The organism is Mesorhizobium sp. LMG17149 (assembly GCF_024518695.1).
In the GTDB taxonomy this organism is placed as follows: Bacteria; Pseudomonadota; Alphaproteobacteria; order Rhizobiales; family Rhizobiaceae; genus Mesorhizobium.
On record NZ_JANIFL010000004.1, the window covers coordinates 534,611 to 558,084 of the forward strand.

Annotated in this window: 26 protein-coding genes; 13 read left to right on the top strand and 13 right to left on the bottom strand. The window is 62.0% G+C overall.

Annotated features, from left to right (window positions below; all coding sequences use genetic code 11):
- Positions 1–7: 7 nt before the first annotated feature.
- Positions 8–850, bottom strand: a complete 843-nt coding sequence (locus tag NP945_RS11865; RefSeq protein ID WP_256746433.1) for an AraC family transcriptional regulator — start codon at positions 848–850, stop codon at positions 8–10.
- A gap of 85 nt (positions 851–935) precedes the next feature.
- Between NP945_RS11865 and NP945_RS11870 the strand changes: the two genes are divergently transcribed.
- Together NP945_RS11870 and NP945_RS11875 are read left to right on the top strand one after the other, a co-directional pair.
- Positions 936–1,466 (top strand): hypothetical protein, encoded by a 531-nt coding sequence (locus NP945_RS11870; RefSeq protein WP_127269843.1) that lies wholly within the window; start codon positions 936–938, stop codon positions 1,464–1,466.
- A 155-nt stretch (positions 1,467–1,621) separates the two neighbouring features.
- Positions 1,622–2,251, top strand: a complete 630-nt coding sequence (locus tag NP945_RS11875) for a MarC family protein (RefSeq protein WP_013531832.1) — start codon at positions 1,622–1,624, stop codon at positions 2,249–2,251.
- 24 nt (positions 2,252–2,275) lie between these two features.
- Here the strand turns inward: NP945_RS11875 and NP945_RS11880 are convergent, their stop codons facing one another.
- Positions 2,276–2,707: an OsmC family protein gene (locus NP945_RS11880; RefSeq protein ID WP_256746434.1), complete on the bottom strand. Its 432-nt coding sequence runs from the start codon at positions 2,705–2,707 to the stop codon at positions 2,276–2,278.
- Positions 2,708–2,826: 119 nt separating this feature from the next.
- The gene (locus tag NP945_RS11885; protein ID WP_127270744.1) at positions 2,827–3,348 is read right to left on the bottom strand and encodes a single-stranded DNA-binding protein; all 522 of its coding nucleotides are present in this window, start codon (positions 3,346–3,348) and stop codon (positions 2,827–2,829) included.
- A gap of 226 nt (positions 3,349–3,574) precedes the next feature.
- Between NP945_RS11885 and NP945_RS11890 the strand changes: the two genes are divergently transcribed.
- The 8 genes from NP945_RS11890 to NP945_RS11925 all read left to right on the top strand — a co-directional run bounded on the left by NP945_RS11890 (position 3,575) and on the right by NP945_RS11925 (position 11,643).
- Positions 3,575–3,889, top strand: coding sequence for a helix-turn-helix transcriptional regulator (locus NP945_RS11890; RefSeq protein ID WP_013531836.1), 315 nt, complete (start codon positions 3,575–3,577; stop codon positions 3,887–3,889).
- Complete coding sequence (locus tag NP945_RS11895) at positions 3,886–4,377, top strand: SRPBCC domain-containing protein (RefSeq protein ID WP_256746435.1); 492 nt, start codon at positions 3,886–3,888, stop codon at positions 4,375–4,377. Before NP945_RS11890 ends, NP945_RS11895 begins: the two co-directional genes overlap by 4 nt.
- 24 nt (positions 4,378–4,401) lie before the next feature.
- Positions 4,402–5,007: an ATP-dependent Clp protease proteolytic subunit gene (locus NP945_RS11900; RefSeq protein WP_256746436.1), complete on the top strand. Its 606-nt coding sequence runs from the start codon at positions 4,402–4,404 to the stop codon at positions 5,005–5,007.
- A gap of 92 nt (positions 5,008–5,099) precedes the next feature.
- Positions 5,100–5,396 carry a hypothetical protein gene (locus tag NP945_RS11905; RefSeq protein ID WP_256746437.1) on the top strand — a complete coding sequence of 99 codons (297 nt, stop codon included), beginning with the start codon at positions 5,100–5,102 and terminating at the stop codon, positions 5,394–5,396.
- A 712-nt stretch (positions 5,397–6,108) separates the two neighbouring features.
- Positions 6,109–9,030, top strand: coding sequence for an excinuclease ABC subunit UvrA (gene uvrA, locus NP945_RS11910; protein ID WP_256746438.1), 2,922 nt, complete (start codon positions 6,109–6,111; stop codon positions 9,028–9,030).
- Positions 9,031–9,061: 31 nt separating this feature from the next.
- Positions 9,062–9,553, top strand: coding sequence for a GNAT family N-acetyltransferase (locus tag NP945_RS11915; protein WP_256746439.1), 492 nt, complete (start codon positions 9,062–9,064; stop codon positions 9,551–9,553).
- Position 9,554: 1 nt separating this feature from the next.
- Positions 9,555–10,376 (top strand): DUF72 domain-containing protein, encoded by an 822-nt coding sequence (locus NP945_RS11920; RefSeq protein ID WP_256746440.1) that lies wholly within the window; start codon positions 9,555–9,557, stop codon positions 10,374–10,376.
- A 115-nt stretch (positions 10,377–10,491) separates the two neighbouring features.
- Positions 10,492–11,643, top strand: a complete 1,152-nt coding sequence (locus NP945_RS11925) for a GGDEF domain-containing protein (RefSeq protein WP_127270118.1) — start codon at positions 10,492–10,494, stop codon at positions 11,641–11,643.
- Positions 11,644–11,692: 49 nt separating this feature from the next.
- On the opposite strand, the gene NP945_RS11930 is transcribed toward NP945_RS11925, so the two are convergent.
- The 6 genes from NP945_RS11930 to urtA all read right to left on the bottom strand — a co-directional run bounded on the left by NP945_RS11930 (position 11,693) and on the right by urtA (position 17,920).
- Entirely contained in the window at positions 11,693–11,869 is a 177-nt protein-coding gene (locus NP945_RS11930) for a hypothetical protein (RefSeq protein WP_081738697.1), read from the bottom strand.
- Positions 11,870–12,140: 271 nt separating this feature from the next.
- A complete protein-coding gene (gene urtE / locus NP945_RS11935; RefSeq protein WP_023813006.1) occupies positions 12,141–12,836 on the bottom strand; it encodes an urea ABC transporter ATP-binding subunit UrtE in 696 nt (231 codons plus the stop codon).
- 69 nt (positions 12,837–12,905) lie between these two features.
- Positions 12,906–13,652, bottom strand: a complete 747-nt coding sequence (urtD, locus tag NP945_RS11940) for an urea ABC transporter ATP-binding protein UrtD (RefSeq protein ID WP_127271299.1) — start codon at positions 13,650–13,652, stop codon at positions 12,906–12,908.
- Positions 13,653–13,658: 6 nt separating this feature from the next.
- The gene (gene urtC, locus NP945_RS11945; protein ID WP_256746441.1) at positions 13,659–14,891 is read right to left on the bottom strand and encodes an urea ABC transporter permease subunit UrtC; all 1,233 of its coding nucleotides are present in this window, start codon (positions 14,889–14,891) and stop codon (positions 13,659–13,661) included.
- Positions 14,888–16,501: an urea ABC transporter permease subunit UrtB gene (urtB, locus tag NP945_RS11950; RefSeq protein WP_256746442.1), complete on the bottom strand. Its 1,614-nt coding sequence runs from the start codon at positions 16,499–16,501 to the stop codon at positions 14,888–14,890. The genes urtC and urtB overlap by 4 nt, the downstream gene beginning before the upstream one ends.
- 108 nt (positions 16,502–16,609) lie before the next feature.
- Entirely contained in the window at positions 16,610–17,920 is a 1,311-nt protein-coding gene (gene urtA, locus NP945_RS11955; RefSeq protein WP_256746443.1) for an urea ABC transporter substrate-binding protein, read from the bottom strand.
- A 309-nt stretch (positions 17,921–18,229) separates the two neighbouring features.
- Between urtA and NP945_RS11960 the strand changes: the two genes are divergently transcribed.
- A complete protein-coding gene (locus NP945_RS11960; protein WP_256746444.1) occupies positions 18,230–18,643 on the top strand; it encodes a hypothetical protein in 414 nt (137 codons plus the stop codon).
- 64 nt (positions 18,644–18,707) lie between these two features.
- Here NP945_RS11960 and NP945_RS11965 read toward each other — a convergent pair whose 3' ends face one another.
- The 3 genes from NP945_RS11965 to NP945_RS11975 form a co-directional block, all read right to left on the bottom strand.
- The gene (locus NP945_RS11965; protein ID WP_256746445.1) at positions 18,708–20,279 is read right to left on the bottom strand and encodes a GMC family oxidoreductase; all 1,572 of its coding nucleotides are present in this window, start codon (positions 20,277–20,279) and stop codon (positions 18,708–18,710) included.
- A 46-nt stretch (positions 20,280–20,325) separates the two neighbouring features.
- Positions 20,326–20,856, bottom strand: coding sequence for a gluconate 2-dehydrogenase subunit 3 family protein (locus NP945_RS11970; RefSeq protein WP_127268967.1), 531 nt, complete (start codon positions 20,854–20,856; stop codon positions 20,326–20,328).
- 87 nt (positions 20,857–20,943) lie between these two features.
- Positions 20,944–21,339, bottom strand: a complete 396-nt coding sequence (locus tag NP945_RS11975; RefSeq protein ID WP_128303577.1) for a VOC family protein — start codon at positions 21,337–21,339, stop codon at positions 20,944–20,946.
- A gap of 208 nt (positions 21,340–21,547) precedes the next feature.
- Between NP945_RS11975 and NP945_RS11980 the strand changes: the two genes are divergently transcribed.
- Entirely contained in the window at positions 21,548–21,853 is a 306-nt protein-coding gene (locus tag NP945_RS11980) for a ribbon-helix-helix domain-containing protein (RefSeq protein ID WP_127268969.1), read from the top strand.
- Between the two features lie 10 nt (positions 21,854–21,863).
- Here NP945_RS11980 and NP945_RS11985 read toward each other — a convergent pair whose 3' ends face one another.
- A complete protein-coding gene (locus NP945_RS11985) occupies positions 21,864–22,244 on the bottom strand; it encodes a VOC family protein (protein ID WP_256746473.1) in 381 nt (126 codons plus the stop codon).
- Between the two features lie 601 nt (positions 22,245–22,845).
- On the opposite strand from NP945_RS11985, the gene NP945_RS11990 reads away from it, so the two are divergent.
- Positions 22,846–23,472 carry a gluconate 2-dehydrogenase subunit 3 family protein gene (locus tag NP945_RS11990; RefSeq protein ID WP_256746446.1) on the top strand — a complete coding sequence of 209 codons (627 nt, stop codon included), beginning with the start codon at positions 22,846–22,848 and terminating at the stop codon, positions 23,470–23,472.
- The last annotated feature ends 2 nt before the right edge of the window (positions 23,473–23,474 follow it).

Below are 23,474 nucleotides of genomic sequence, written 5' to 3' on the forward strand. Positions count from 1 at the left end.
GGCCGATTCACGAAGCAGAAACGGCCGATGCGCCACGGCGGCTGCGATACTGGCCCGGCGTCTCCCCGATGATCCGCCGAAAACGACGATTGAAGGTCGACAGATCGTTGAAGCCTGCCTCGAAGGCGATCGCCGAGACCGCATCGTTCGACAGGCGTAGCCGCACCGCCGCCCTGTGCAATCGCGTCCTGAGCAGGAATTGGTAGGGCGTCATGCCCGCCACCTGCCGGAAGATGCGCAGGAAGTGATACGGACTGGTCGCCGTCTCATCGGCAAGTGCTGAAAGCGAGACCGGCCCATCGGCGTCCAGTTCGATCCGCCGCACTGCCTCGGCCACCCGTTTCTGATCGCGGCGGCTCGGCGCGCGCCCGACATGCGTAGCGCCAGAGGCTGTAGCCACGGCAGCACCGGCCAAGCGCAGGGAAAGTTCCTCGAAGGCGTCGATGTCGGCCATCTCGCGCGCGGTCTCCGCCTCGGCCAGGAGTGGCGCCAGTACCGGCAAAGGCGGCAGGCGCGCCGCCTTGAAAGCCAGCTTCCTGGTGCCCGGCACGCCAGCTGCGATTCGTTCCATGTAGGCCGGATCGAAATGGAACGAGAGGCAACGGTCGCCGCTGCCATGCTCGTGCCCGCATTCGTAACATGTGCCGGGATTGCCGAGCAGGAGCGCGCCGGGCGCCAGCATCGCCGTGCCTTGTTGGGCGCGGTAGCGAAACGTGCCGCTGGTGACCGCAGCGACGCAGAAATCCTGATGCGCTTCCTCGAACGGCCGGTCGCCGGCGCCGGCCGTGCAAATGACGTCCGTCACGTGCCAACCGGCTCCGAATGCGAGACTATGCGTGGTCGTCGTCATAGTCGAAATATAGCAATTTTTCCCACGCTCAGAACCCCGTCACCGCCTACTCCTAACGGTCTCCTGACAAGAAGAGGCCGCAGCCATGTTCGATCAATCCTCGTTTGCCGAAGCCCTGCATAGCTCCGGACCGATCGAAGGGCTTGCCGAAAAACTGAGCCTTTACGGCCGCTTCGTCGGCGCCTGGACGTTTGAGGCCTCGCGCCACCTCGAGGACGGCACTGTGCTGACAGGGCGTGGCGAGGTGCATTTCGGCTGGGTGCTGGAAGGCCGGGCGATCCAGGACGTGTGGATCCTGCCCGCGCGGGACGCCGGTCCATCGCCATCCTTGGGCACATGGACTTTTTACGGCACGACGCTGCGCGTCTATGATCCCGGCGCGGATGCCTGGCACATCTTCTGGAGCGACCCGCGCAACCAGTATTTCAGCCGCCAGCTCGGCCGCGCCGAGGGTGACACGATCGTGCAAGTGGGCGCCGACGACACCGGCAGCTCGGTACGCTGGAGCTTTTCACGCATCACCGAAAACTCCTTCCGCTGGCTGGGCGAACGCTCGCAAGACAATGGCGCGACATGGCGGCTGGAAGTCGAGTTCCTGGCGCGGCGAGCGGTTTGATCTCCGAGGATTGCAGCAGCCCAGAATAAAAGCGTCGCGATCCTTCGCGCTGCCCTCTGTCCCGCATCAACCACTTTCTCACGAACGGTTCCCACCGAACGGGCTTTGCTCTACCAATATTCTGGCACGGGCACAGCCCGGCGGGAGGGTCAGAGATGCCGAGTTTCGACAGCCTGTTCAACGCTTTCGTCACCATTCTCGTGACCATCGACCCGCCCGGCCTGGCGCCGCTGTTCCTCGCCGTGACGCGCGGCATGAACCGTGAGGAGCGCCAGCAGGTTTCGGTGCGCGCCTCGATCATCGGTTTCCTGGTGATGGCGCTGTTTGCGGTTGCCGGGGCCTCGATCCTGTCGGTGTTCGGCATAACGTTGCCGGCCTTCCGCGTCGCCGGCGGTTTCCTGCTGTTCTTCATCGCCTTCGAGATGGTGTTCGAGCGCCGGCAGGACCGCAAGGAGAAGATCGGCGACGTCGCCATCACCAAGGACATGATCCACAACATCGCCGCCTTCCCGCTGGCGATCCCACTGATCGCGGGCCCTGGTGCCATTTCGGCAACTGTGCTGCTTTCCGGCTCGTTTCAAGGCTTTGCCGCGCAGGCGGCGCTGGTCGGCATCATCTTCGTCTGCCTCGCCATCACCTATCTGGTGTTCGTGCTGTCGGAACGCATAGACCGCATCCTCGGCCAGACCGGCCGCTCGATCCTGACCCGTCTGCTTGGCGTCATCCTGGCGGCACTGGCTGTGCAATTCGTCGCCGACGGCATCAAGGCGCTGATAGCGGGCTGAACGACAGTCCCTACTGCCTACTGCCTACTGCCTATTCGCCGTCGTGTCGATGACCTCGAAATCGTGGGTAATCGTGGCGGTCTTGGCCAGCATCGCGGAGGCCGAGCAATATTTTTCGATCGAAAGGTCGATCGCGCGTTTCACCTTGACGCTGGAGAGTGCCCTGCCCTTGACGACGAAATGCATGTGGATGCGGGTGAACACTCTTGGCTCGGTTTCGGCCCGCTCGGCATCAAGCTCGACCACGCAGTCCTCGACCGCCTCGCGGCCCTTTTCGAGGATATGCACGACATCATAGGCCGAACAGCCACCGGTGCCGATCAGCACCAGCTCCATCGGGCTTGGACCCGGCGTCCTGCCTTCCGGTCCGTGCGCTGTTCCGAGCACGACCTTGTGACCGCTGCCGGATTCCCCGACGAAGGTGCGCTCCTCGACCCACTTTACCCGTGCTTTCACCGAACTCGTCCTTTCACCGTATTTCCTTGATCGGTCTGGTCAGCCCTTGAAGCACGATGCAAAACCCCGAAAGTCCATGAACGACTCTCGGGGCACTGTGTCTGACATAACTGTTGCGATCAGAACGGGATTTCGTCATCCAATTCGCGCGACGAACCACCGCCGCCGCCGCTCTTGGCACCGCCGCCACCGCGATTGAAGCCTTCGCTCGGGCTGGACTGGCCGAAATCGGAACCACGGCTGCTGCCGCCACCGGTATAGCCGCCGACCTGACCGCCCTCGCCCTGTCCGCGTGCGTCGAGCATCTGCAGCTCCCCGCGGAATTTCTGCAGAACGACTTCCGTCGTGTACTTGTCGGCACCGGTCTGGTCCTGCCATTTGCGCGTCTGCAACTGGCCCTCGACATAGACCTTCATACCCTTCTTCAGATACTGCTCTGCCACCTTGGCGATGCCCTCATTGAAGATGACGACGTTGTGCCACTCGGTTTTTTCCTTGCGTTCGCCGGAATTCTTGTCGCGCCAGCTTTCCGATGTGGCGATGCGGATGTTGACGACCGGTTCACCCGAATTCAGACGACGGATTTCGGGATCCGCGCCGAGATTGCCGACCAGAATGACCTTGTTGACGCTACCCGCCATGATATTTCTCCGCGCTCATCCGAAACAAATTTTTGTCGCAGCACCTTACAGGCTGCATGCGATCGCCGCTTGCCATGGCTGCCTTTACCCACAAGGTTTTTGTTCCCTTTTCGTTCTTATCCGCATCGCTGCTTATTGTCAAGGAATGGCAGCAATGCCGAAGCCGATCATATGGGCCCGAAAAGATCGCTTGCCAAATCGATAAGTATGCACTTATGTTTTTGGCATGATCGAAGCAGAGATTTTTCGCGCACTGGCCGACCCGACGCGCCGCGCCGTCTTTGAGCGGCTGGCCGCCGGCGAGATGAGCGTGTCGGAATTGCGCACCGGGATGACGGTGTCGCAGCCCGCGGTGTCGCAGCATCTGGCGGTGCTGCGTGGCGCCGGGCTGGTGGTCGAGCGGCGAGCCGGCCGCAACGCCTATTACCGCGCCGATCCGCAGGGGCTCGCCCCCTTGCTCTCATGGATCGAACGCTACCGGACCTTCTGGCCGGAGCGCATCGAAAGGCTGAAGGCGGTTTTGAAGGACATGGATCAATGAAGAAGGCGGGATTAGCGGCCAACGACGGCCAAGGCGACGCCGCGGATGCGCTTGAGTTCGAGTACGAGCTCGCCGAGCCGCCGGAAAAGGTCTGGCGGGCCCTGACCATACCGGAATTGCTGGCCGCCTGGATGATGCCGAACGACATCAGCCCCGAGATCGGCAACCGTTTTGCCTTCGCCGGACCGGACACGCCGATCGAATGCGAAATCCTCGACGCCGAACCCGAGAAGCTGCTGCGCTATTCATGGCGGGAGCAGCCGGGCGACGCAGCCAGGCAGGATCCGCTCGACAGCACCGTCACCTTCACACTTGCCCGAACCGTATCCGGCGGCACGCATCTGCGTATCGTCCATGACGGCTTTGCCCGCAAGGCCATGCCTGCCGTCGCCATGGCAGGCGCCGGCTGCCGGGTTTCGCTCGGTGCGAACAGGTCATCTAAGCCAATCGCCGCAAACACGCCTCGCCTCCTGCTTCGCGCGGCCTGAAAACAAAACGGACGGAGAGAGACAATGAGCGGTGTTGCCAGTCTGGTGCCGATGGTCATCGAGCAATCGAACCGCGGCGAACGTGCCTTCGACATCTTTTCGCGGCTGCTGCGCGAGCGCATCATCTTCATCAACGGCGAGATCAACGACGACATCTCGGCGCTGGTCTGCGCGCAGCTTTTGTCGCTGGAATCGGACAATCCCGACAAGGAGATCTCGCTCTACATCAACTCGCCGGGCGGCGTGGTGACCAGCGGCTTCGCCATCTACGATACGATGCAATATATCAGCTGCCCGGTGTCCACCGTATGCATGGGCTTTGCCGCCTCGATGGGCTCGTTCCTGCTGATGGCAGGCACACCGGGGCGCCGGATTTCCCTGCCGAATGCCACTATCCTGCTGCATCAGCCGCTGGGTGGGTTCCAGGGCCAGGCATCCGACATCCAGCGCCATGCCGAGCGCATCGGCCGGACGAAACGGCACATGGCCGAACTTTACGCGCAGCATTGCGGCCGCAGCTATGAAGAGGTGGAACGCACGCTCGACCGCGACCACTTCATGACCGCCCGCGAGGCCCAGTCCTGGGGCATCGTCGACCATGTTTTCGACACGCGAAAGAAAGCGGCGTAAGCCAGGGCCGGATCGGAGACCGTCCGGCAGGTAGTCGAAGATTTGACGATGCCGGTCTGGTTCCATCGGCGGCGCGCCACTATAGTCCTGGGATGACCGACACTCATCAGTCCAGATCATTGCACCGCGTCATCGCCGTTGCAGCGCTCGCCATTGCGAGCCTCATCAGCGGCGCGGCACTTGCCGACGACAGTTCGTCGTCGACGCAAAAAGGCGCCCTGCCCGGCGTGACCGGCGACTACCGCATCGCCAAGCCGGCTCCAAAGCCGGACGATGCGCTGCCAGCCGGCGAGAACGGCACATTCAAGATCGGCGATACCGATGTCAGGATTTCCGGCAGCATCACCGTCGATGTCGGCGCCGGCTCGATCGGGCCGCCGCGCCACTGACAGCGCGTGTCGCGCTGCGCCTGTCGCCCACAAGACAATCCGCACATGAAAACGGCCCCGCCGTGCTTTGCGCAAACGGACGGGGCCTTTTTGGATCTCAAATCCAATTTTACCGGGAGTGTACTGCCGGCGTTTGATTTCGGATGCACCGCGGCATTCAGCCGACGATCCGACTAGTAGTCTCTGATTTTTACGAGAGATGGCAGGTCACGGTTTGCCGGCTGGCGAAAACGCTGAACCCTGGCACTTATGCCTGCCTCGGCTCCAGTGACAACTGGAACCCTGGGGGACGATCCGGTGGCGTCATAGCTCCGCTCCTCTGTCCGTTGCGATTGTTGTCAATTCGAAGCACAAATCGCAAATGCCTGCGGCGTCTCGCAGGCCGCCTTTGGGCGGCGAGGCCATCGAAAGACGGCCGTCTTCGTTGACTGCTGGAGACTGCTCCCGTCAGCTGCTGGCGTCAACCATCAATAGCCGGTTACCGAAAAATGTGATCGCCGGGAGGTTACGTGCAAGTCAGTTTTTGCACAGCTTTGTCAGGAGCGTGTTCGGCCTTTGTTCTTTCCGCTTGCCCGTTCACGCGAAAGACGCTTAAACGCTCTCGTCGGGAATTGTGGCGTATCTCGACGTGGCGGCAAAACTACCTACATAGGGGATGGCCGGGAAAACCCGCCATTCCAGGAAATTCCAGATTCTGAGGCGGCGACCGGCTATGGCCGACCATAAATATCTTTCCATTCGCGGGGCGCGCGAACACAATCTGAAGAATGTCGATCTCGACTTGCCGCGTGACAGCCTGATTGTCATGACCGGCCTGTCGGGGTCCGGCAAGTCATCGCTGGCCTTCGACACGATCTATGCCGAGGGCCAGCGCCGCTACGTCGAAAGCCTGTCGGCCTACGCGCGGCAATTCCTTGAGATGATGCAGAAGCCTGACGTCGACCAGATCGACGGCCTGTCGCCCGCCATTTCCATCGAGCAGAAGACCACCTCGAAGAACCCGCGTTCAACGGTCGGCACCGTCACCGAGATCTACGACTATATGCGGCTGCTTTTTGCGCGCGTCGGCATACCCTATTCGCCGGCCACCGGCCTGCCGATCGAGAGCCAGACGGTTTCGCAGATGGTCGACCGCGTGCTGGCGATCGAGGAAGGCACGCGCCTGTTCATCCTGGCGCCGATGGTGCGCGGCCGCAAAGGCGAGTACCGCAAGGAATTGCTGGAACTGCAGAAGAAGGGCTTTCAACGCGTCAAGGTCGACGGCGTCTTCTATGAGATCGCCGACGTGCCGGCGCTGGACAAGAAGTACAAGCATGACCTCGACGTCGTCGTCGACCGCATCGTCGTGCGCGGCGATCTGGCGACGCGGCTCGCCGATTCCATCGAAACGGCGCTGAAGCTGGCCGATGGGCTGGCGGTCGCCGAATTCGCCGACAAGCCGCTCGATTCCAGCCAGACCGGCGAGGATTCGGTCAACAAGTCGAAGAACGAGACGCATGAGCGCATCCTGTTCTCGGAAAAGTTCGCTTGCCCGGTCTCCGGCTTCACCATTCCGGAAATCGAACCGCGGCTGTTCTCGTTCAACAACCCGTTCGGCGCCTGCCCGACCTGCGACGGTCTCGGCAGCCAGCGCGCCATCGACGGCAATCTGATCGTTCCGGACGAGAACATCTCGCTGCGCGACGGCGCCGTCAGCCCGTGGGCGAAATCGACTTCCCCCTATTACGCGCAAACGCTGGAAGCGCTGGGCAAGGCCTATGGCTTCAAGCTTGGCGACAAGTTCAAGGATTTGTCCGAAGAGGCCAAGGAAGCTATCCTGCACGGCACGGGTGAGCGCGAAATCACCTTCCAGTATGATGACGGCCTGCGCTCCTACAAGACCACCAAGACCTTTGAAGGCGTCATTCCCAATCTCGAGCGGCGCTGGAAAGAGACCGAATCCGCCTGGATGCGTGAAGAGATCGAGCGCTTCATGTCGGCCACGCCCTGCCCGGCCTGCAAGGGGTATCGGCTGAAGCCGGAGTCGCTGGCGGTGAAGATCGCAGGCAGACATATCGGCGAAGTCACCGAGCTTTCCATCCGCAAGGCCGACCAGTGGTTCACCGACCTGCCCGCGTCGCTCAACGACAAGCAGAACGAGATCGCGGTGCGGGTGCTCAAGGAGATCCGCGAGCGGCTGCGCTTCCTCAACGATGTCGGGCTCGACTACCTGACGCTGTCGCGCAATTCCGGCACGCTGTCAGGCGGCGAGAGCCAGCGCATCCGGCTGGCATCGCAGATCGGCTCCGGTCTCACGGGCGTGCTCTATGTGCTGGACGAGCCGTCGATCGGCCTGCATCAGCGCGACAATGCCCGCCTGCTCGATACGCTGAAGCACCTGCGCGATATCGGCAACACGGTGATCGTCGTCGAGCATGACGAGGACGCCATCCTGCATGCCGACTATGTCGTCGACATGGGTCCGGCCGCCGGCATCCATGGCGGCGAGATCATCGCCCAGGGCACCCCGCAACAGGTCATGGCCAATCCCAATTCGATCACCGGCAAATATCTGTCCGGCGCGCTCGAAGTGGCGACGCCCGGCGTGCGGCGTGAAGCGAAGAAGAACCGCCGCCTGAAGATCGTCGGCGCGCGCGGCAACAATCTGAAGAACGTCACCGCCGAAATACCGCTCGGCACCTTCACCGCCGTCACCGGCGTGTCGGGCGGCGGCAAGTCGACCTTCCTGATCGAAACCCTGTTCAAGGCTGCCTCGCGCCGCATCATGGGCTCGCGCGAGCACCCGGCCGACCACGACCGCATCGAGGGCCTCGAATTCCTCGACAAGGTCATCGACATCGACCAGTCGCCCATTGGCAGGACTCCGCGTTCGAACCCCGCCACCTATACCGGCGCCTTCACGCCAATCCGCGACTGGTTCGCCGGCCTGCCGGAGGCCAAAGCGCGCGGCTACCAGCCCGGCCGCTTCTCCTTCAACGTTAAGGGCGGCCGCTGCGAAGCCTGCCAGGGCGACGGCGTCATCAAGATCGAGATGCACTTCCTGCCCGACGTCTACGTCACCTGCGACGTCTGCCACGGCAAGCGCTACAACAGAGAGACGCTCGACGTCGTGTTCAAGGGCAAGTCGATCGCCGATGTGCTCGACATGACGGTCGAGGAAGGCGTCGACTTCTTCGCCGCCGTGCCCGGCGTGCGCGACAAGCTCGACACGCTGAAGCAGGTCGGCCTTGGCTATATCCATATCGGCCAGCAGGCGACGACGCTGTCAGGCGGCGAGGCGCAGCGCATCAAGCTGGCCAAGGAACTGTCGCGCAAGGCAACTGGCAAGACGCTCTATATCCTCGACGAGCCGACCACCGGCCTGCATTTCCACGACGTCGCCAAGCTGTTGGAAGTGCTGCATGAACTGGTCGACCAGGGCAACACGGTGGTGGTCATCGAGCACAATCTCGAAGTGATCAAGACCGCCGACTGGGTGCTCGACCTCGGCCCCGAAGGCGGCGACGGCGGCGGCGAACTGGTTGCCTCCGGCACGCCGGAAGCGATCGTGCGCGAGAAGCGCAGCTACACCGGCCAGTTCCTCAAGGAGCTTCTGGAGCGGCGCCCCGGAGGCAAGCGCGAAGCGGCGGAGTGATCGGACCGGTTGGCGCCTGGAGAGCTTTTGAATGAAAATCAGAAGAGCGCTTGCCGGTGATCTCCAAACCGTCGTCTCGCTGACGCAAGCGGCCTATGCGCCTTACACTGCACTGTTAGGCGCACCGCCGATCCCAGTCACCGAGGACTATGCGCCGCGCATTGAGGGCGGCGAGGTGTGGGTGTTGGAAAGTGGCGGCGGACTTGCCGGACTGATCGCGCTCGAACGGCATGACGACCACGCGATGATCTTCTCCGTAGCGGTCTCTCCTGACTTTCAGGGCAAGGGCTTCGGCATTGCGCTGCTGAAACACGCGGATGAGCTGACCCGTCTCTGGGGTCTGCCAGAAGTGCGGCTTTACACCAACGCCAGGATGGAGCGGAACATCGCGCTCTATCTGGCCTACGGTTTCCACGAAACGGGTCGCCGGCCCAATCCCTACCGGCCGGGATGGGTGCTGGTCGACATGGCAAAATTGGTACACGAGAGCACAGCGGCTGATCTTCTGAACTTGGGAGGATGAGATGAGCACATCGGGAACAATCCGCGCCGGCATGGGCGGCTGGACCTTCGAGCCCTGGGATACGTCCTTCTATCCCGACAAGCTCTCCAAGGCCAAGCAGCTGAACTACGCCACTCGGCAGGTGCCGAGCATCGAGGTCAACGGCACTTACTATTCCAGCTTCAAGGAGCCGACCTTCGTCAAATGGGCCAGCGAGGCGCCGGACGGCTTTGTCTATTCGCTGAAGGGCAACCGCTTCGTCACCAACCGGCGCGTGCTGGGCGAGGCCGGCGAATCGATGATGCGTTTCCTCGGTTCGGGCGTTGCCGCACTCGGGGAAAAGCTCGGGCCGATCCTGTGGCAGTTCGCGCCGACCAAGAAATTCGATCCGGACGATTTCGAGGCCTTTTTGAAACTGCTGCCGGAAAAGCAGGACGGCGTTGCGCTGCGCCATGCGCTCGAAGTCCGTAATGACAGTTTTGTCGTGCCGGAATTCGCAGCACTTGCCCGAAAATACAAGGCCGCGATCGTCTACGCCGACCATGCCAAATATCCTGATATCGCCGACGTCACCGGCGATTTCGTCTACGCCCGGCTGCAGACCGGCAGCGATGACAATCCCGACTGCTACACGCCGAAAGGCCTCGATGAATGGGCCGCGCGGGTAAAGATCTGGGCGCAAGGCAAGCAGCCGGCCGACCTGCGGCGCGCCGACCCCGCCACCGATGCGCCGGTCAAGCCGCGCGACGTGTTCGTCTACTTCATCACGGAGGGCAAGGTGCGAGCGCCGTTCGGCGCCATGGCACTGATGAAGCGGGTGGACCAGGGCCTGCCGGTGCCCTGACGCGGCGGAATCATGGCATCTTCGCCATCGTCGTAACCTTATCGATACCTCCTTGCTGCATGAATCCAGCTGAACCAGTCGCAAATCTGGGCCGCCGCGGGCAAGGACGAGGGGCATGTCGCTCGACTACACTTCACTTCTGCTGGCTGTCGGTTTTTCCGCTGCCTGCCTGAGCCTGACCTTGTTTGGCATGTGGCTGACCGCCCGCTCGGAAAAATTCCTGCTGACATGGGCGGTCAGCCTGGTGTTCGTGGTCGGCGATATTTTTTTCTATGACGCCTATATCGATATGCCCGGGCGCCTGCTGGGCATCGCCACGCTGGCTTTCCTCCTGCTCGGTTTCTCGACAATGCTGGGCGCGGCCTACCAGTTCAGAACCGGCGGCTCGCCAGTGCCGCGAACGGCGTTTGGCAGCGCCATTTCGCTGGCCGTGACATTGCCTCCCATGGCTCTAGGCTATGACGGGCTGGGCTTCATGTTCGAAAATGCCTTCGCCGCGTTGCTTCTGTTCGCAACGGCGGTCGAATACTGGAAAGGCCGCGACGAAGCCCCTGCCCTGACAACCGGTATCACCGCGCTCTATTCGGCCACGGCCGCATCCTTTGCTCTCTGCGCCATGGTTTTGGCCTGGGAGGGAAAGCTGGTCCTTGGACATGCGCCAAGCAACTGGGCCGAGGAACTGAGCCTCATCATCGTTATCGCCAGCATGACCGGCATCGGAGCGCTTTCCCTGGCCCTGAACCAAGGGCGTCTGGCCCGGCATCACCGCCACAATGCCCTGACCGACCCGCTGACCGGCCTGCTCAACCGCCGCGCCCTATTCGACCTGCACGGCGATGCGCCGGTCGGTGCCTTCACGGCGGTGGTCGTCTTCGACCTCGACAACTTCAAGGCCATCAACGACGAATTCGGCCACGCCGCCGGCGATGAGGTGCTGAAGGTATTTGCACGGGAACTCGCCAGCAATCTTCGCCCGGGTGATGTCGCCGCGCGCATGGGCGGCGAGGAATTCGCGCTGGTGCTGAAGCGGACCTTGCCCGAAACGGTGGAGGCCACCGCCGAGGCCATCCGGGCAGCTTTCGCCGCGCACCACATCGAAACCGAGACAGGCTCGCTGATATGCACGGTCAGTGCCGGATTTGCTTTCGGCACCAAGGAAGGCCTCGGCTTCGACAAGGTGCTCAATGCCGCCGACAAGGCGCTCTACGACGCCAAGCGCGCCGGCCGCAACCGCGTCACCGCTTCTCCGTTCAAGCGCGCAGGCTGATCGCGTGTGTCAACACCGGCCTCTGATCGTGGCGAGACGAATGCAGCTCCTAGGCCGCCATGACAATCTCATTGAAGGTATCGAGATCGACATAGAAGACCTTGGTGATCTCCTCGATCAGATCGTCGTAATCGCAGCCCTGTGATCTCAAGATGTTGATGGCAGCGATGATATCGACACGTTCGATAAGCCGCCGCTTCTGGTAATCCTCGACGTAACGTTCCATGGCTGTCCCTTAGCCTGTGTGCCCAAACGCGTTTGAACGACAGAGATCGCAGGAGGGAAGCTAGGCAGCCTTGCTTGCGTGAAACTTGCCCGGCATTGGCCGTGCTCCTCGATCTGCGATAAACCAGACTGGTACGGAAGCGGCCGACTCACAAAAGCCTAGGAAAAGACTAGCACGCAGCTGCCGATGCACCAGAGACGCTGGTGCAGGGCCGGAGAAATACTGGACTTGCCAAGGACTTCGGATCGTCAACTGAAGTGCGTTGGCGATTCTAGACCGTCAGGAACTTCCTGACATCAGCACGGTCCAGATCTTCCGCCGGACCGGTATGGACGATCACGCCACGGTCCATGATGTTGACCTCGTCGGCCAACTCGCGGCAGAAATCGAGATATTGTTCGACCAGAAGCACGGCGATGCCGGCCTGGTCACGCAGGTAGCGGATGGCGCGGCCGATGTCCTTGATGATCGACGGCTGGATGCCCTCGGTCGGCTCGTCGAGCACCAGCAGTTTCGGCCGCATCACCAGCGCCCGTCCGATGGCGAGCTGCTGCTGCTGGCCGCCGGAAAGATCACCGCCGCGGCGGCCGAGCATCTGCTTCAGCACCGGGAACAATTCGAAGACATGCGCCGGAATGTTGCGGTCGGCCCGTTTCAGCGGCGCAAAGCCTGATTCCAGGTTCTCCCGCACGGTGAGCAGCGGAAAGACCTCCCTGCCCTGCGGTACGAATGCGATGCCCGACCGGGCGCGGTCATACGCCGCGCTCCGGTCGAGCGCCTTCCCCTCGAAGGCAACGCTTCCGCTCGTCAGCCGGTGGTGGCCGACGATCGATCTCATCAAACTGGTCTTGCCGACGCCGTTGCGGCCGAGCACGCAGGTGATCTTGCCGGCGCCCGCCTTCAGCGACACGCCGCGCAGCGCCTGGGCGGCGCCGTAGTGCAGCGTGGCATTGGAAACTTCGAGCATGTCAGCGCCTTTTCCAGAACCGCAGAAACGACAGATCGAAATGATGGAACTGCACCCGCCAGACCATGCTCATCTCCCCAGATAGACTTCGACGACACGCTCGTCGGCCGACACGAAATCGAGTGTGCCTTCCGAGAGCACCGAGCCCTCATGCAGGCAGGTGACCTTGACGCCGAGCTCGCGCACGAAATGCATGTCATGCTCGACGACGATGACCGAATGGTCGCGGGCAATATCCTTGAGCAGCCGCGCGGTCTCCTCGGTCTCGGCATCGGTCATGCCGGCGACCGGTTCGTCGACCAGAAGCAGTTTCGGGTCCTGCGCCAGGAGCATGCCGATCTCGAGCCACTGCTTTTGTCCATGGCTCAGATTGGCCGCCAGTTCGTCACGCTTGTCGCCAAGCCGGATGATGCCGAGGATGTCATCGATCTGCCGCGTCTCGGCGGTCGAGCGGCGATGGAACAGCGCCGGGAAGATCGAGCGCGGTCCCTTCAGCGCCAACATCAGGTTTTCCTCGATCGTGTGGCTTTCGAACACGGTCGGCTTCTGAAACTTGCGGCCGATGCCCATCATGGCGATTTCGGCCTCGTCATGCTTGGTCAGATCGACCTGGCCGTCGAAGAACACGTCGCCTTCGTCGGGCCGCGTCTTGCCGGTGACGATGTCCATCATCGTCGTCTTGCCGGCGCCGTTGGGGCCGATGATGGCGCGCATCTCGCCCTTGTCGAGCACCAGCGACAGATTGTTGATGGCGCGAAAACCATCGAAGGAGACCGAGACGCCGTCGAGATAAAGGATCGTGTTCGACTTTGACATGGTCGCTCACTCCGCCGGCTGCGGTTCGGGGTTGCTGGCTGACCAGTCGCCGGGCTTTCTCGCCTCGCTGCGAACGATTTTCGCCGGCGGCGGAACGTCGGGGTCGCTGCCGGCTTCCTCGGCAATCGAAGCTGCCCGCAACGCCTTGGCGTTGCCGCGCCAACTGTCCCACATGCCGATGATGCCTTTGGGCAGCAAAAGCGTGACGGCGACGAACAGCCCGCCCAGTGCAAACAGCCAGAACTCCGGCAGCACGCCGGTGAACCAGGATTTGCCGGCGTTGACCAGCAGCGCACCGATGATCGGTCCGACGATGGTGCCGCGCCCGCCGACAGCCGCCCAGACGACGACTTCAATCGAATTGGCCGGCTCGAACTCGCCCGGATTGATGATGCCGACCTGCGGCACGTAGAGCGCGCCGGCTATGCCGGCCATGACAGCCGAGACGGTGAAGGCGAACAGTTTCACGTTCTCGGCCCGCCAGCCGAGGAAGCGCGTGCGGCTCTCGGCATCGCGTACCGCCATCAGGAGCTTGCCGTATTTGGAGCCGACGATCGCCCAGGTGACGAACACGGCAAGCGCGAGCATCACGGCGCTGGCCGCGAACAGCGCCGAACGCGTCGCGTCGGCCTGCACGTTGAAGCCGAGAATATCCTTGAAATCGGTCAGGCCGTTGTTGCCGCCGAACCCCATGTCGTTGCGGAAAAAGGCAAGCAGCAGCGCGTAGGTCATCGCCTGGGTGATGATCGAGAGATAGACGCCGGTGACGCGGCTGCGGAAGGCGAACCAGCCAAAGACGAAAGCGAGCAGGCCGGGCACCGCGAGCACCATGAGGCCGGCGAACCAGAAATGGTCGAAACCGTACCAGAACCAGGGCAATTCCTTGTAGTTCAGGAACACCATGAAGTCGGGCAAGATGGGATTGCCGTAAACGCCGCGTGAGCCGATCTGGCGCATCAGATACATGCCCATCGCATAGCCGCCGAGCGCGAAGAAGGCGCCGTGACCGAGCGAGAGGATGCCGCAATAGCCCCAGACCAGGTCAAGCGCCAAGGCGAGCAGCGCATAGCAGAGATATTTGCCTGTCAGCGCGACGATGTAGGAAGGGACGTAGAAGGCGCTGGTGGGAGACACCGCAACGTTGAGCAGCGGCACGATGACGGCCACTGCCAGCAGGATGAAGATCGTGATGGCGATGCGGCGGTCCGCGCCGGCGGCAAAGAAGCGTCCCGTGATCATGCTTCCACCGCCCTGCCCTTGAGCGCGAATAGGCCGCGCGGGCGCTTCTGGATGAACAGGATGATCAGCACCAGCACGACGATCTTGCCGAGCACCGCGCCCGCATAGGGCTCGAGGAACTTGTTGACGATGCCGAGCGAGAAGGCGCCGACCAGCGTGCCCCACAGATTGCCGACGCCGCCGAAGACGACGACCATGAAGCTGTCGATGATGTAGCCGCGACCGAGATTGGGCGAGACGTTGTCGATCTGGCTGAGCGCGACGCCGGCAATGCCTGCAATGCCGGAGCCGAGCGCGAAGGTCAGCGCGTCTACCCATGGCGTCCTGATGCCCATCGAGGCGGCCATGCGCCGGTTGGCGGTGACGGCGCGCATCTGCAGGCCCCAGGGCGTGCGCTTCATCACGTAGAGCAGGATGCCGAAGACAGCGAGCGCGAAAACCAGGATCCACAGCCGGTTCCAGGTGATCGCCAACTGGCCGAGATTGAACGAGCCCGACATCCAGGATGGGTTGCCGACCTCCTGGTTGGTCGGCCCGAAGATCGAGCGCACGGCCTGTTGCAGGATCAGCGAGACGCCCCATGTCGCCAGCAGCGTTTCAAGCGGCCGGCCATAGAGGAAACGGATGACGCCGCGCTCGATGATCAGGCCAACAAGGGCCGCGACGAGGAACGCCAGCGGCAGCGCAATGACCAGCGACCAGTCGAACAGGCCGGGAAAGGAGGTGCGGATCACCTGCTGGACGACGAAGGTCGTGTAGGCGCCGAGCATGACCATCTCGCCATGCGCCATGTTGATGACACCCATGACGCCGAAGGTAATGGCAAGGCCGATTGCCGCCAGCAGCAGCACCGAGCCCAGCGAGATGCCGTACCAGATGTTCTGCCCGGCATCCCAGAAGGCCAGCGTCGAATTGATGTTGGCGATTGCGGTCGTCGCCGCTTGCTTGACCGCGTCGGTGGAATTCGCCTCGACCGAGGTGAGCAGGGAAACCGCATCGCGGTCGCCACGCGCGCCGATCAGGGCAATTGCAGCGAGCTTGTCGGCTTCGGGCCGGTCGGAGACCAGAACGGAGGCGGCACGAGCCTGTTCGAGCAGCGCCTTGACGCTGGCCACGGTCTCACTGGCGATTGCCGTGTCGAGCGGTCCGATGTTTGCGGCGTCGGGAGTCTTGAACATGGTGTCGGCGGCGGCAACACGCACGGCCGGGTCCTTGGCGCCGAGCGTCAGTGTGCCCAACGCATCGCGTATGACGCGACGCAGCGTGTTGTTGACCTTGATCTTGGTGATGCCGTCCTTGGCCGCCTCGCCCGACGCCTCGCCGCTCAACGGGTCGGAAAGCTGGACGCTTTCGCCCGCTTCCTTGCCGACAAACACAAGGGAATCAGCCTTGCGGACATACAGGTTGCCGTCGGCAAGTGCCGCAAGCGGCCGCTCTACAGCCGGATCGCCGGCGGCCGCCAGTTCGTGGACGACGGCCCCGATCTCGGAAAAGCCCTTGGCCGTGGCGAATTTGGCGATGATGCCGCGCAGATCGGCTTCGCCGGCGCCGGAGGACGACAGCGTCGCCAGCAGGAACAACAGCATCAAACCCATGCGGATCAAGATCATCGGTCTCTGGTAACCCCTGAAGGTTGAAGTGGGCGTCCGGACGGCGGAGGAAGCCGTCCGGACGCGCGCGGTCATGGGCATGGACCTGAAGGTCCAGCCCGGGGAGGATCAGTTCGTGCCCTTGCCGCCGCACTTGCCGGTGGCAACATTGAAGTTGCCGCAGGACAGAGGCGCGCGCCAATCGGAGATCAGGTCCTTGGAATCAGGCAGATAGTCGGACCACTCGTCACCCATCACCAGGCCCGGCGTGCGCGACACGGTTTCGAACTGGCCGTCGGCCTGGATTTCGCCGATCAGCACCGGCTTGGTGATGTGGTGGTTCGGCATCATCGTCGAATAGCCGCCGGTCAGGTTCGGCACCGACACGCCGATCATGGCGTCGATGACCTTGTCCGGATCGGTGGTGCCGGCCTTCTCGACCGCCTTCACCCACATGTTGAAGCCGATATAATGGGCTTCCATCGGGTCGTTGGTGGTGCGCTTGTCGTTCTTGATGAACTTGTGCCAGTCGGCGATGAACTTCTTGTTCTCGGGCGTGTCGACGCTCTCGAAGTAGTTCCAGGCGGCGAGATGGCCGACCAGCGGCGCGGTGTCGAGACCGGCTAGCTCTTCCTCGCCGACCGAGAAGGCCATGACCGGGATGTCCTCGGCCTTGATGCCCTGGTTGCCGAGTTCCTTGTAGAACGGCACGTTGGCATCGCCGTTGACGGTCGAGACGACGGCGGTCTTCTTGCCGGCCGAACCGAACTTCTTGATCGCCGAAACCTCGGTCTGCCAGTCGGAGAAGCCGAACGGCGTGTAATTGACCATGATGTCTTCAGCCGCCACGCCCTTGGCCTTCAGATAGGCCTCGAGGATCTTGTTGGTGGTGCGCGGATAGACGTAATCGGTGCCTTCCAGCACCCAGCGCTTCACCGAACCACCATCCTCGCTCATCAGATAGTCGACAGCCGGGATGGCCTGCTGGTTCGGCGCAGCACCGGTGTAGAACACGTTGCGCTCGCTTTCCTCGCCCTCATACTGGACGGGGTAGAACAGGATGTTGTCGAGTTCCGAGAACACCGGCAGCACCGATTTGCGCGACACCGAGGTCCAGCAGCCGAACACCGCCGCGACCTTATCCTTGGAGATCAGTTCGCGCGCTTTTTCGGCAAACAGCGGCCAGTTGGAAGCCGGATCGACGACGACCGCCTCGAGCTTCTTGCCGAGCAGACCACCCTTGGCGTTCTGCTCATCGATGAGCATCAGCATGGCGTCCTTCAGCGTCGTCTCCGAAATCGCCATGGTCCCCGACAGCGAATGGAGAATGCCGACCTTGATCGTGTCGTCGGCGGCCTTCGCCGGAGCGGACGTCAACAGGCCGGCGGCGACCACACCAGCCGAAAACATTTTTGTTATTGTCGAGAAATTACCCCTCATATTACAGACTCCCAAGCTAGTTGATTGCACCGCAACACTACAATGCAACCCCCATGCCAACCGCTCTGGCAATCCCGAAAGGGCACAAATAAATTATAGATATCAGCACCTTGGAATATAGGGCTTACAAAACAAAGAGAGGTGGCCAGAAATCGATTGAGGGAATTTTGCGCAGCTTGCGCAGCCTCTGCCTATTTTTCGATCATTTACCAAATCTGCCTAGATTTTGAACTCACCAGTGCCTCAGGCGACCGATGTTGCGGCGCGGTGCAAAAATAGGGCAAGCTCGCCCTTCAAGCGAGCGACGTCATGGTTTCAGGTATTTCACGTATTTTCATCGGCATACTGTTTCTGGCTGCAGCAACCGTGGCCGCGCGAGCCGATTTCAGCGACGGCAAGATGCCTGACGGCGCCTATCATTGCGAAGTGTACCTGCTTGGCATGTTCCTCAGCCTCGGCGACATCACCATCAAGGGGAACGTCTACAGCGGCCCCGTCTACGCCAGCCTCGGCGTCTTCGGCACCGCGCGGCAGGGCTACAACTACCAAATGGACGCAAACGGCGTGATCTCGTGGCTGGGGCCGCTGGGCGGATATACCGCCGGCGGCAATTCACTGTCGCTGACCCAGGCGACGCTGGACGGCGAAACCGTGCCCTCCTTCGACATCATCATGAAGCAGCCCGACGGCGCCTTCACCGCCTCGACCTGCACCAAGCAGTGAGGCGGCAAGAAAAAGGCGCGGAACCTTGCGGGTTCCGCGCCAGCAGTCCGTCGGGAGGATGTGACTAGATCGTCTTGGCCGACATTTGCGCCGCGATGTAGTCGGCCTGGCGGATCGCGAGCGACACGATCGTCAGGGTCGGGTTTTCGGCGGCACCGGTGGTGAACTGGCTACCATCGGACACGAACAGGTTCTTGATGTCGTGCGCCTGGCCGTGCTTGTTGACGACGCCGTCTTCCGCTTTCTCGCTCATCCGGTTGGTGCCGAGATTGTGGGTCGACGGATAGGGCGGCGTCGGGAAGGTGCGGGTGGCGCCGACCGCATCATAGAGTGCCGTAGCCTGCTTGTAGGCGTGGTTACGCATCGCGGTGTCGTTCGGATGGTCGTCGAAATGCACGTCGGCGATCGGCATGCCGTGCGCATCCTTCTCGTCGGCATGCAGCGCGATGCGGTTCTCCGCGCGCGGCATGTCCTCACCGACAATCCAAAGGCCGGCCATGTGATCGTAGTGATCGAGCGCGGTGGTGAACGAGCGGCCCCAAGCGCCCGGATCGAGGAATGCGGCCATGAACGGCAGGCCGAGCGACAGCGTCTCGAACTCGTAGCCACCAACGAAACCGCGCGATGGATCATGCCGCGCCTCGTCGCGGATGATGCCGGCCATGGTCGTGCCGCGATACATGTGCACCGGTCTGTCGAAGATGGCATAGACCGAGCCGGTGGTGTGACGCATGTAGTTCTTGCCGACCTGACCCGACGAGTTGGCAAGCCCATCGGGGAATTTCCCCGACTCCGAATTGAGCAGCAGCCGCGGGCTCTCGATCGAATTGCCGGCAACCGCGACGATGCGCGCCTTCTGCTCCTGCAGCTTGCCGTCTTTGTCGGCGTAGACAACGCCGGTCACCTTTCCGCTGGCGTCATGGTTGATCTTGATCGCCATGGCATTCGGCCTGACTTCGAGATGGCCTGTCGCCTCTCCCTTGGGTATCTCGGTGTAGAGCGTCGACCATTTGGCGCCCCATTTACAGCCCTGGAAGCAGAAGCCGGTCTGCTGGCAGGACATGCGGTCGTCGCGATCGACCGAGTTGATCGCCATGTTGCCGGTGTGGCATTCCTTGTAGCCGAGCTTGTCGGCGCCGGCCTTCAACACCTTGAAATTGTTGTTGCCCGGCAGCCGCGGCCAGTCATTGGTGCCGGTGACGCCCATCTTGGCTTCAGCCTTGGCATAGTAGGGCTCCATCTCGGCCAGCGTGATCGGCCAATCGAGCAGGTTGGCGCCTTCCAGTTTGCCGTAGGTCGACAGCCCCTTGAACTCATGCTCCTGGAAGCGCAGCGAAGCTCCCGCCCAATGCGTGGTCGAACCGCCGACCGACTTGACGATCCAGGCCGGCAGGTTGGGAAAGTCCTTGGCCACACGCCAGTCGCCCGACGTGGTGCGCTTGTCCGTCCAGGCGAGCTGGCTGAACGAACCCCACTCGTCATTGATGAAGTCTTCGTATTCGTGGCGCGCGCCGGCTTCCAGGATGACGACGTCGACACCCTTCTGGGCGAGTTCGTTGCCGAGCGTGCCGCCGCCGGCGCCCGAGCCGATGATGACGACCACGCCATCGTTGTTCAGATCAAATGAAGCTGCCATGGTTTCCTCCCATGATTTCTGTTTGCGGGTTCAAGAACGACGGGGCTCAGAGCCACTCGATGTCGTCGAAACCGCGCGCGATGTAGCCGCCCTTGGAATAGGACTCGCCCTCGTAACCGAAGATCGGCCACACCTCTTTCTGGTTGTAGAGGCTGACCACGAGGCCACCCCGGATGGCCTGGAAGAACGGCGTCGCCTCGATTTGCTTCAGCACGGCGACGCGCTGGTCCTCCCAGCCAAGGCCGCGGTAGCCGCCGTCACCGGACTTCTTGTCGAGGTCGGCGATGCCATCTTCGAGCATAGTCTTGTAGGCGGCGTCCTTGCCGGCCTGTTCGTCGTGGCCTTTCACGGCAATGGCGTAATATTTGTCCGGAACCTGATCGTGCGGATAGATGTCACGCGCCATCTGGATCAGCGTCGCCATGGTTTCGGGCTTGAGTGCCGATGTCTCCAGTCCCCAGGCATGCTCGGGGCTGATGACGGCGCTGCCTGAGATGACGAGCAGCGCGCCGATGCCGCCGCGTTTGAGAAGCTCGCGACGGGACAGCCCGGGCTTCGCGTCATAGATCGTGACCATTTTATTCCTCCCTGCTTGCTATGTGCGCTCTCTTCAGAACGCCGTTGCTGGCGCGCTGCCCCCGTCAGGGGACGGCTGCGATGTCTCCTATTGGAAGCGACCTCCGCGTTGCAGAACCTCGATCTTGTAGCCGTCGGGATCCTCGATGAAGAAAAAGCGGGCGATCAGCGACCCGTCGCGGTTGAACTCGACGATCTTCTTCGGATTGAGGCCAAGCGCGCCGAGACGGTCATGTTCGCTGTCGAGGTCGGCGACCGAGACCGCCAGGTGACCGTAGCCGTCGCCGAGCCCGTAAGGCTCCTGCCGATCCTTGTTCACGGTCAGTTCGAGCTCGAACCCTGCCTCGGCATTGCTGAGGTAAATGAGCGTGAATGTCTCGAAATCCAGCCTGTCGGCGACATCGAGCCCGAAGGCGTTTCTGTAGAAATCGACCGATCGGGCTTCGTCGAGAACCCGGATCATACTGTGGATCGCCTTGGCCAAATCAGTCTCCGTTCTGGTGTGGAGGCGATTATGCGCGGCACGGACAAAAGGTGGTGGCAGCCGGTTACCACGCCCGCAGCCGCGAACGGGACGAAAGTCCGATTGCCGGACCGGCAATTTTGCCCGACAATGCATGTGGGGACAGGTCAAGCAGTATCAAACTGCACGCCCGTCCACCCAAGACCAACAATCATGGGAGGTTTGTCGGATGTGCAGGGTGTTTGCGGGCCAGGATCCCGAAGGCTATCGCCAGATCAACCGGTCGATTCGCATCGACGGCCACTCGACCAGCATCCAGCTCGAAGCGACATTCTGGGCTTTGCTGGACGAAATCGCCGAAAACCAGGATTTGACGACGCCAAAATTCATTTCGAAGCTTTATGACGAAGCCATCGAGATCAACGGCGCCATCCCGAACTTTGCGTCGATGCTGCGCACCACCTGCGCGCTCTATCTGCGGGGCCATCGGCCGGGAATGGATGAGCAGATGGTGCCGAAGCGGGAGGCTGCTTAGCGCATTGCGCTCAGCTGAGTTCTTGCGCGAGCCCGATGAGAAGCCCTCCAGGCCCTCGAATGTAACATAGCCGATACACGTCTTTATACTGGACGACTTCGCCTTCGAGCCGCGCACCGCGATTGCGGAGCCTTTCAAGCGTCCCGTCAATGTCGTCCACGGTGAACATGACGCGGAGGTAGCCCAGGGCGTTAACCGGGGCGTTGCGGTGATCGGCGACGACAGGCGGCGTGACGAAACGGGACAGTTCGAGCCGGCTGTGGCCGTCCGGCGTCCGCATCATGGCAATCTCGACGCGCTGATCGCCCAGTCCAGTGACACGTCCGGCCCATTCCCCTTCGATCATGGCCCGCCCTTCGAGCTCAAGGCCGAGTTCGCCAAAAAAACCAATCGTCTCTTCGAGGTCATCGACTGTTCAGGTCTATAAGGCGTCGTCCAGGCCGTAAACTCCTTAGGCTGCTTGCCAGCTGAGCAAGTGCGATCAAGGGATCTGGAGTGCCGCGTGATGCGTCGCGGTGGCGCCCTGATATTGACCGCGACCTCGAACGCCAGCCGGTCAGTCGCAGGTCCTGATTCATGCCTGATGGCACGATGCTGTTTCTATCGGTCCAGCATCCGGGCAGGTAGGCCGGATGCTTGGCGGGATCGTGGCCCGGCTTCCGGGCAGTCATCTGGCTTCAACAGCACAACCAGAGCTGATCGGCAGTAGACCGAACCCTCGCTAACGATTTTGTGATGTGGTTGACGAGGTCATTTTCATCTCGCAGTCTATCCGCATTCGATCTGCGGCTTAACCTAACTATCGTTGTCATGATTACTTGGGCATCACTTCCCGAGCGCTTTCTCTTATTTTCGAGATCCCTAATATGGACCATCGCAACCCTGTCCGAATGAATCGGCGTCTTTTCCTGTCGTCCGTTGCAATGTTTACCGCAACCGCCACATCGGCCGGTTTTGCGCGATCGTTCTCGGGCACTTTGCCCTGGACGCCAATGGCATCCGATCCACCAACGCAGGTCGTGGCCGGCGGCTGGCACTTTTTCTCAGCCCAGGAAGCAGCCCTTGTCGAGGCGATCGTCGACCGCATCGTTCCGGCCGACGAGCTCAGCATGGGCGGCAAGGAAGCCGGTTGCGCCGTCTATATCGACAGGCAGTTGATGGGGGCGTTCGGGGCGTCGAGCCGGCTTTACACGCAAGGCCCGTTTCTGCCTGGACTGCCCACCCAGGGCTATCAGGGCGAGGCCAATCCGGCGCAGCGTTACCGCACCGGGCTTGCCGCCATCGACGCCTTCCTGAAGCAGCGGGACGGCAAGACATTCGTCGAGCTCGCACCGGCCGAACAGGATGCCTTCCTGACGGCGATGGAGGCTGGGAAAGTCGACCTGCCCAATGGCGTCAAGGGGCCGGGTTTCTTCGGGCTTCTGCTGCAGAACACCATGGAAGGGTTCTTTGCCGACCCCGTCTATGGCGGGAACAAGGAAATGGTCTCGTGGCGCATGCTTGGTTTTCCAGGTGCCCGCTACGACTACCGCGACCATGTCAGCAAACACAATCAGCCATACCCTCAGCCGCCTGTCTCGATCATCGGGCGTCCCGAATGGCTCGGCAAAGGCGCCTGATC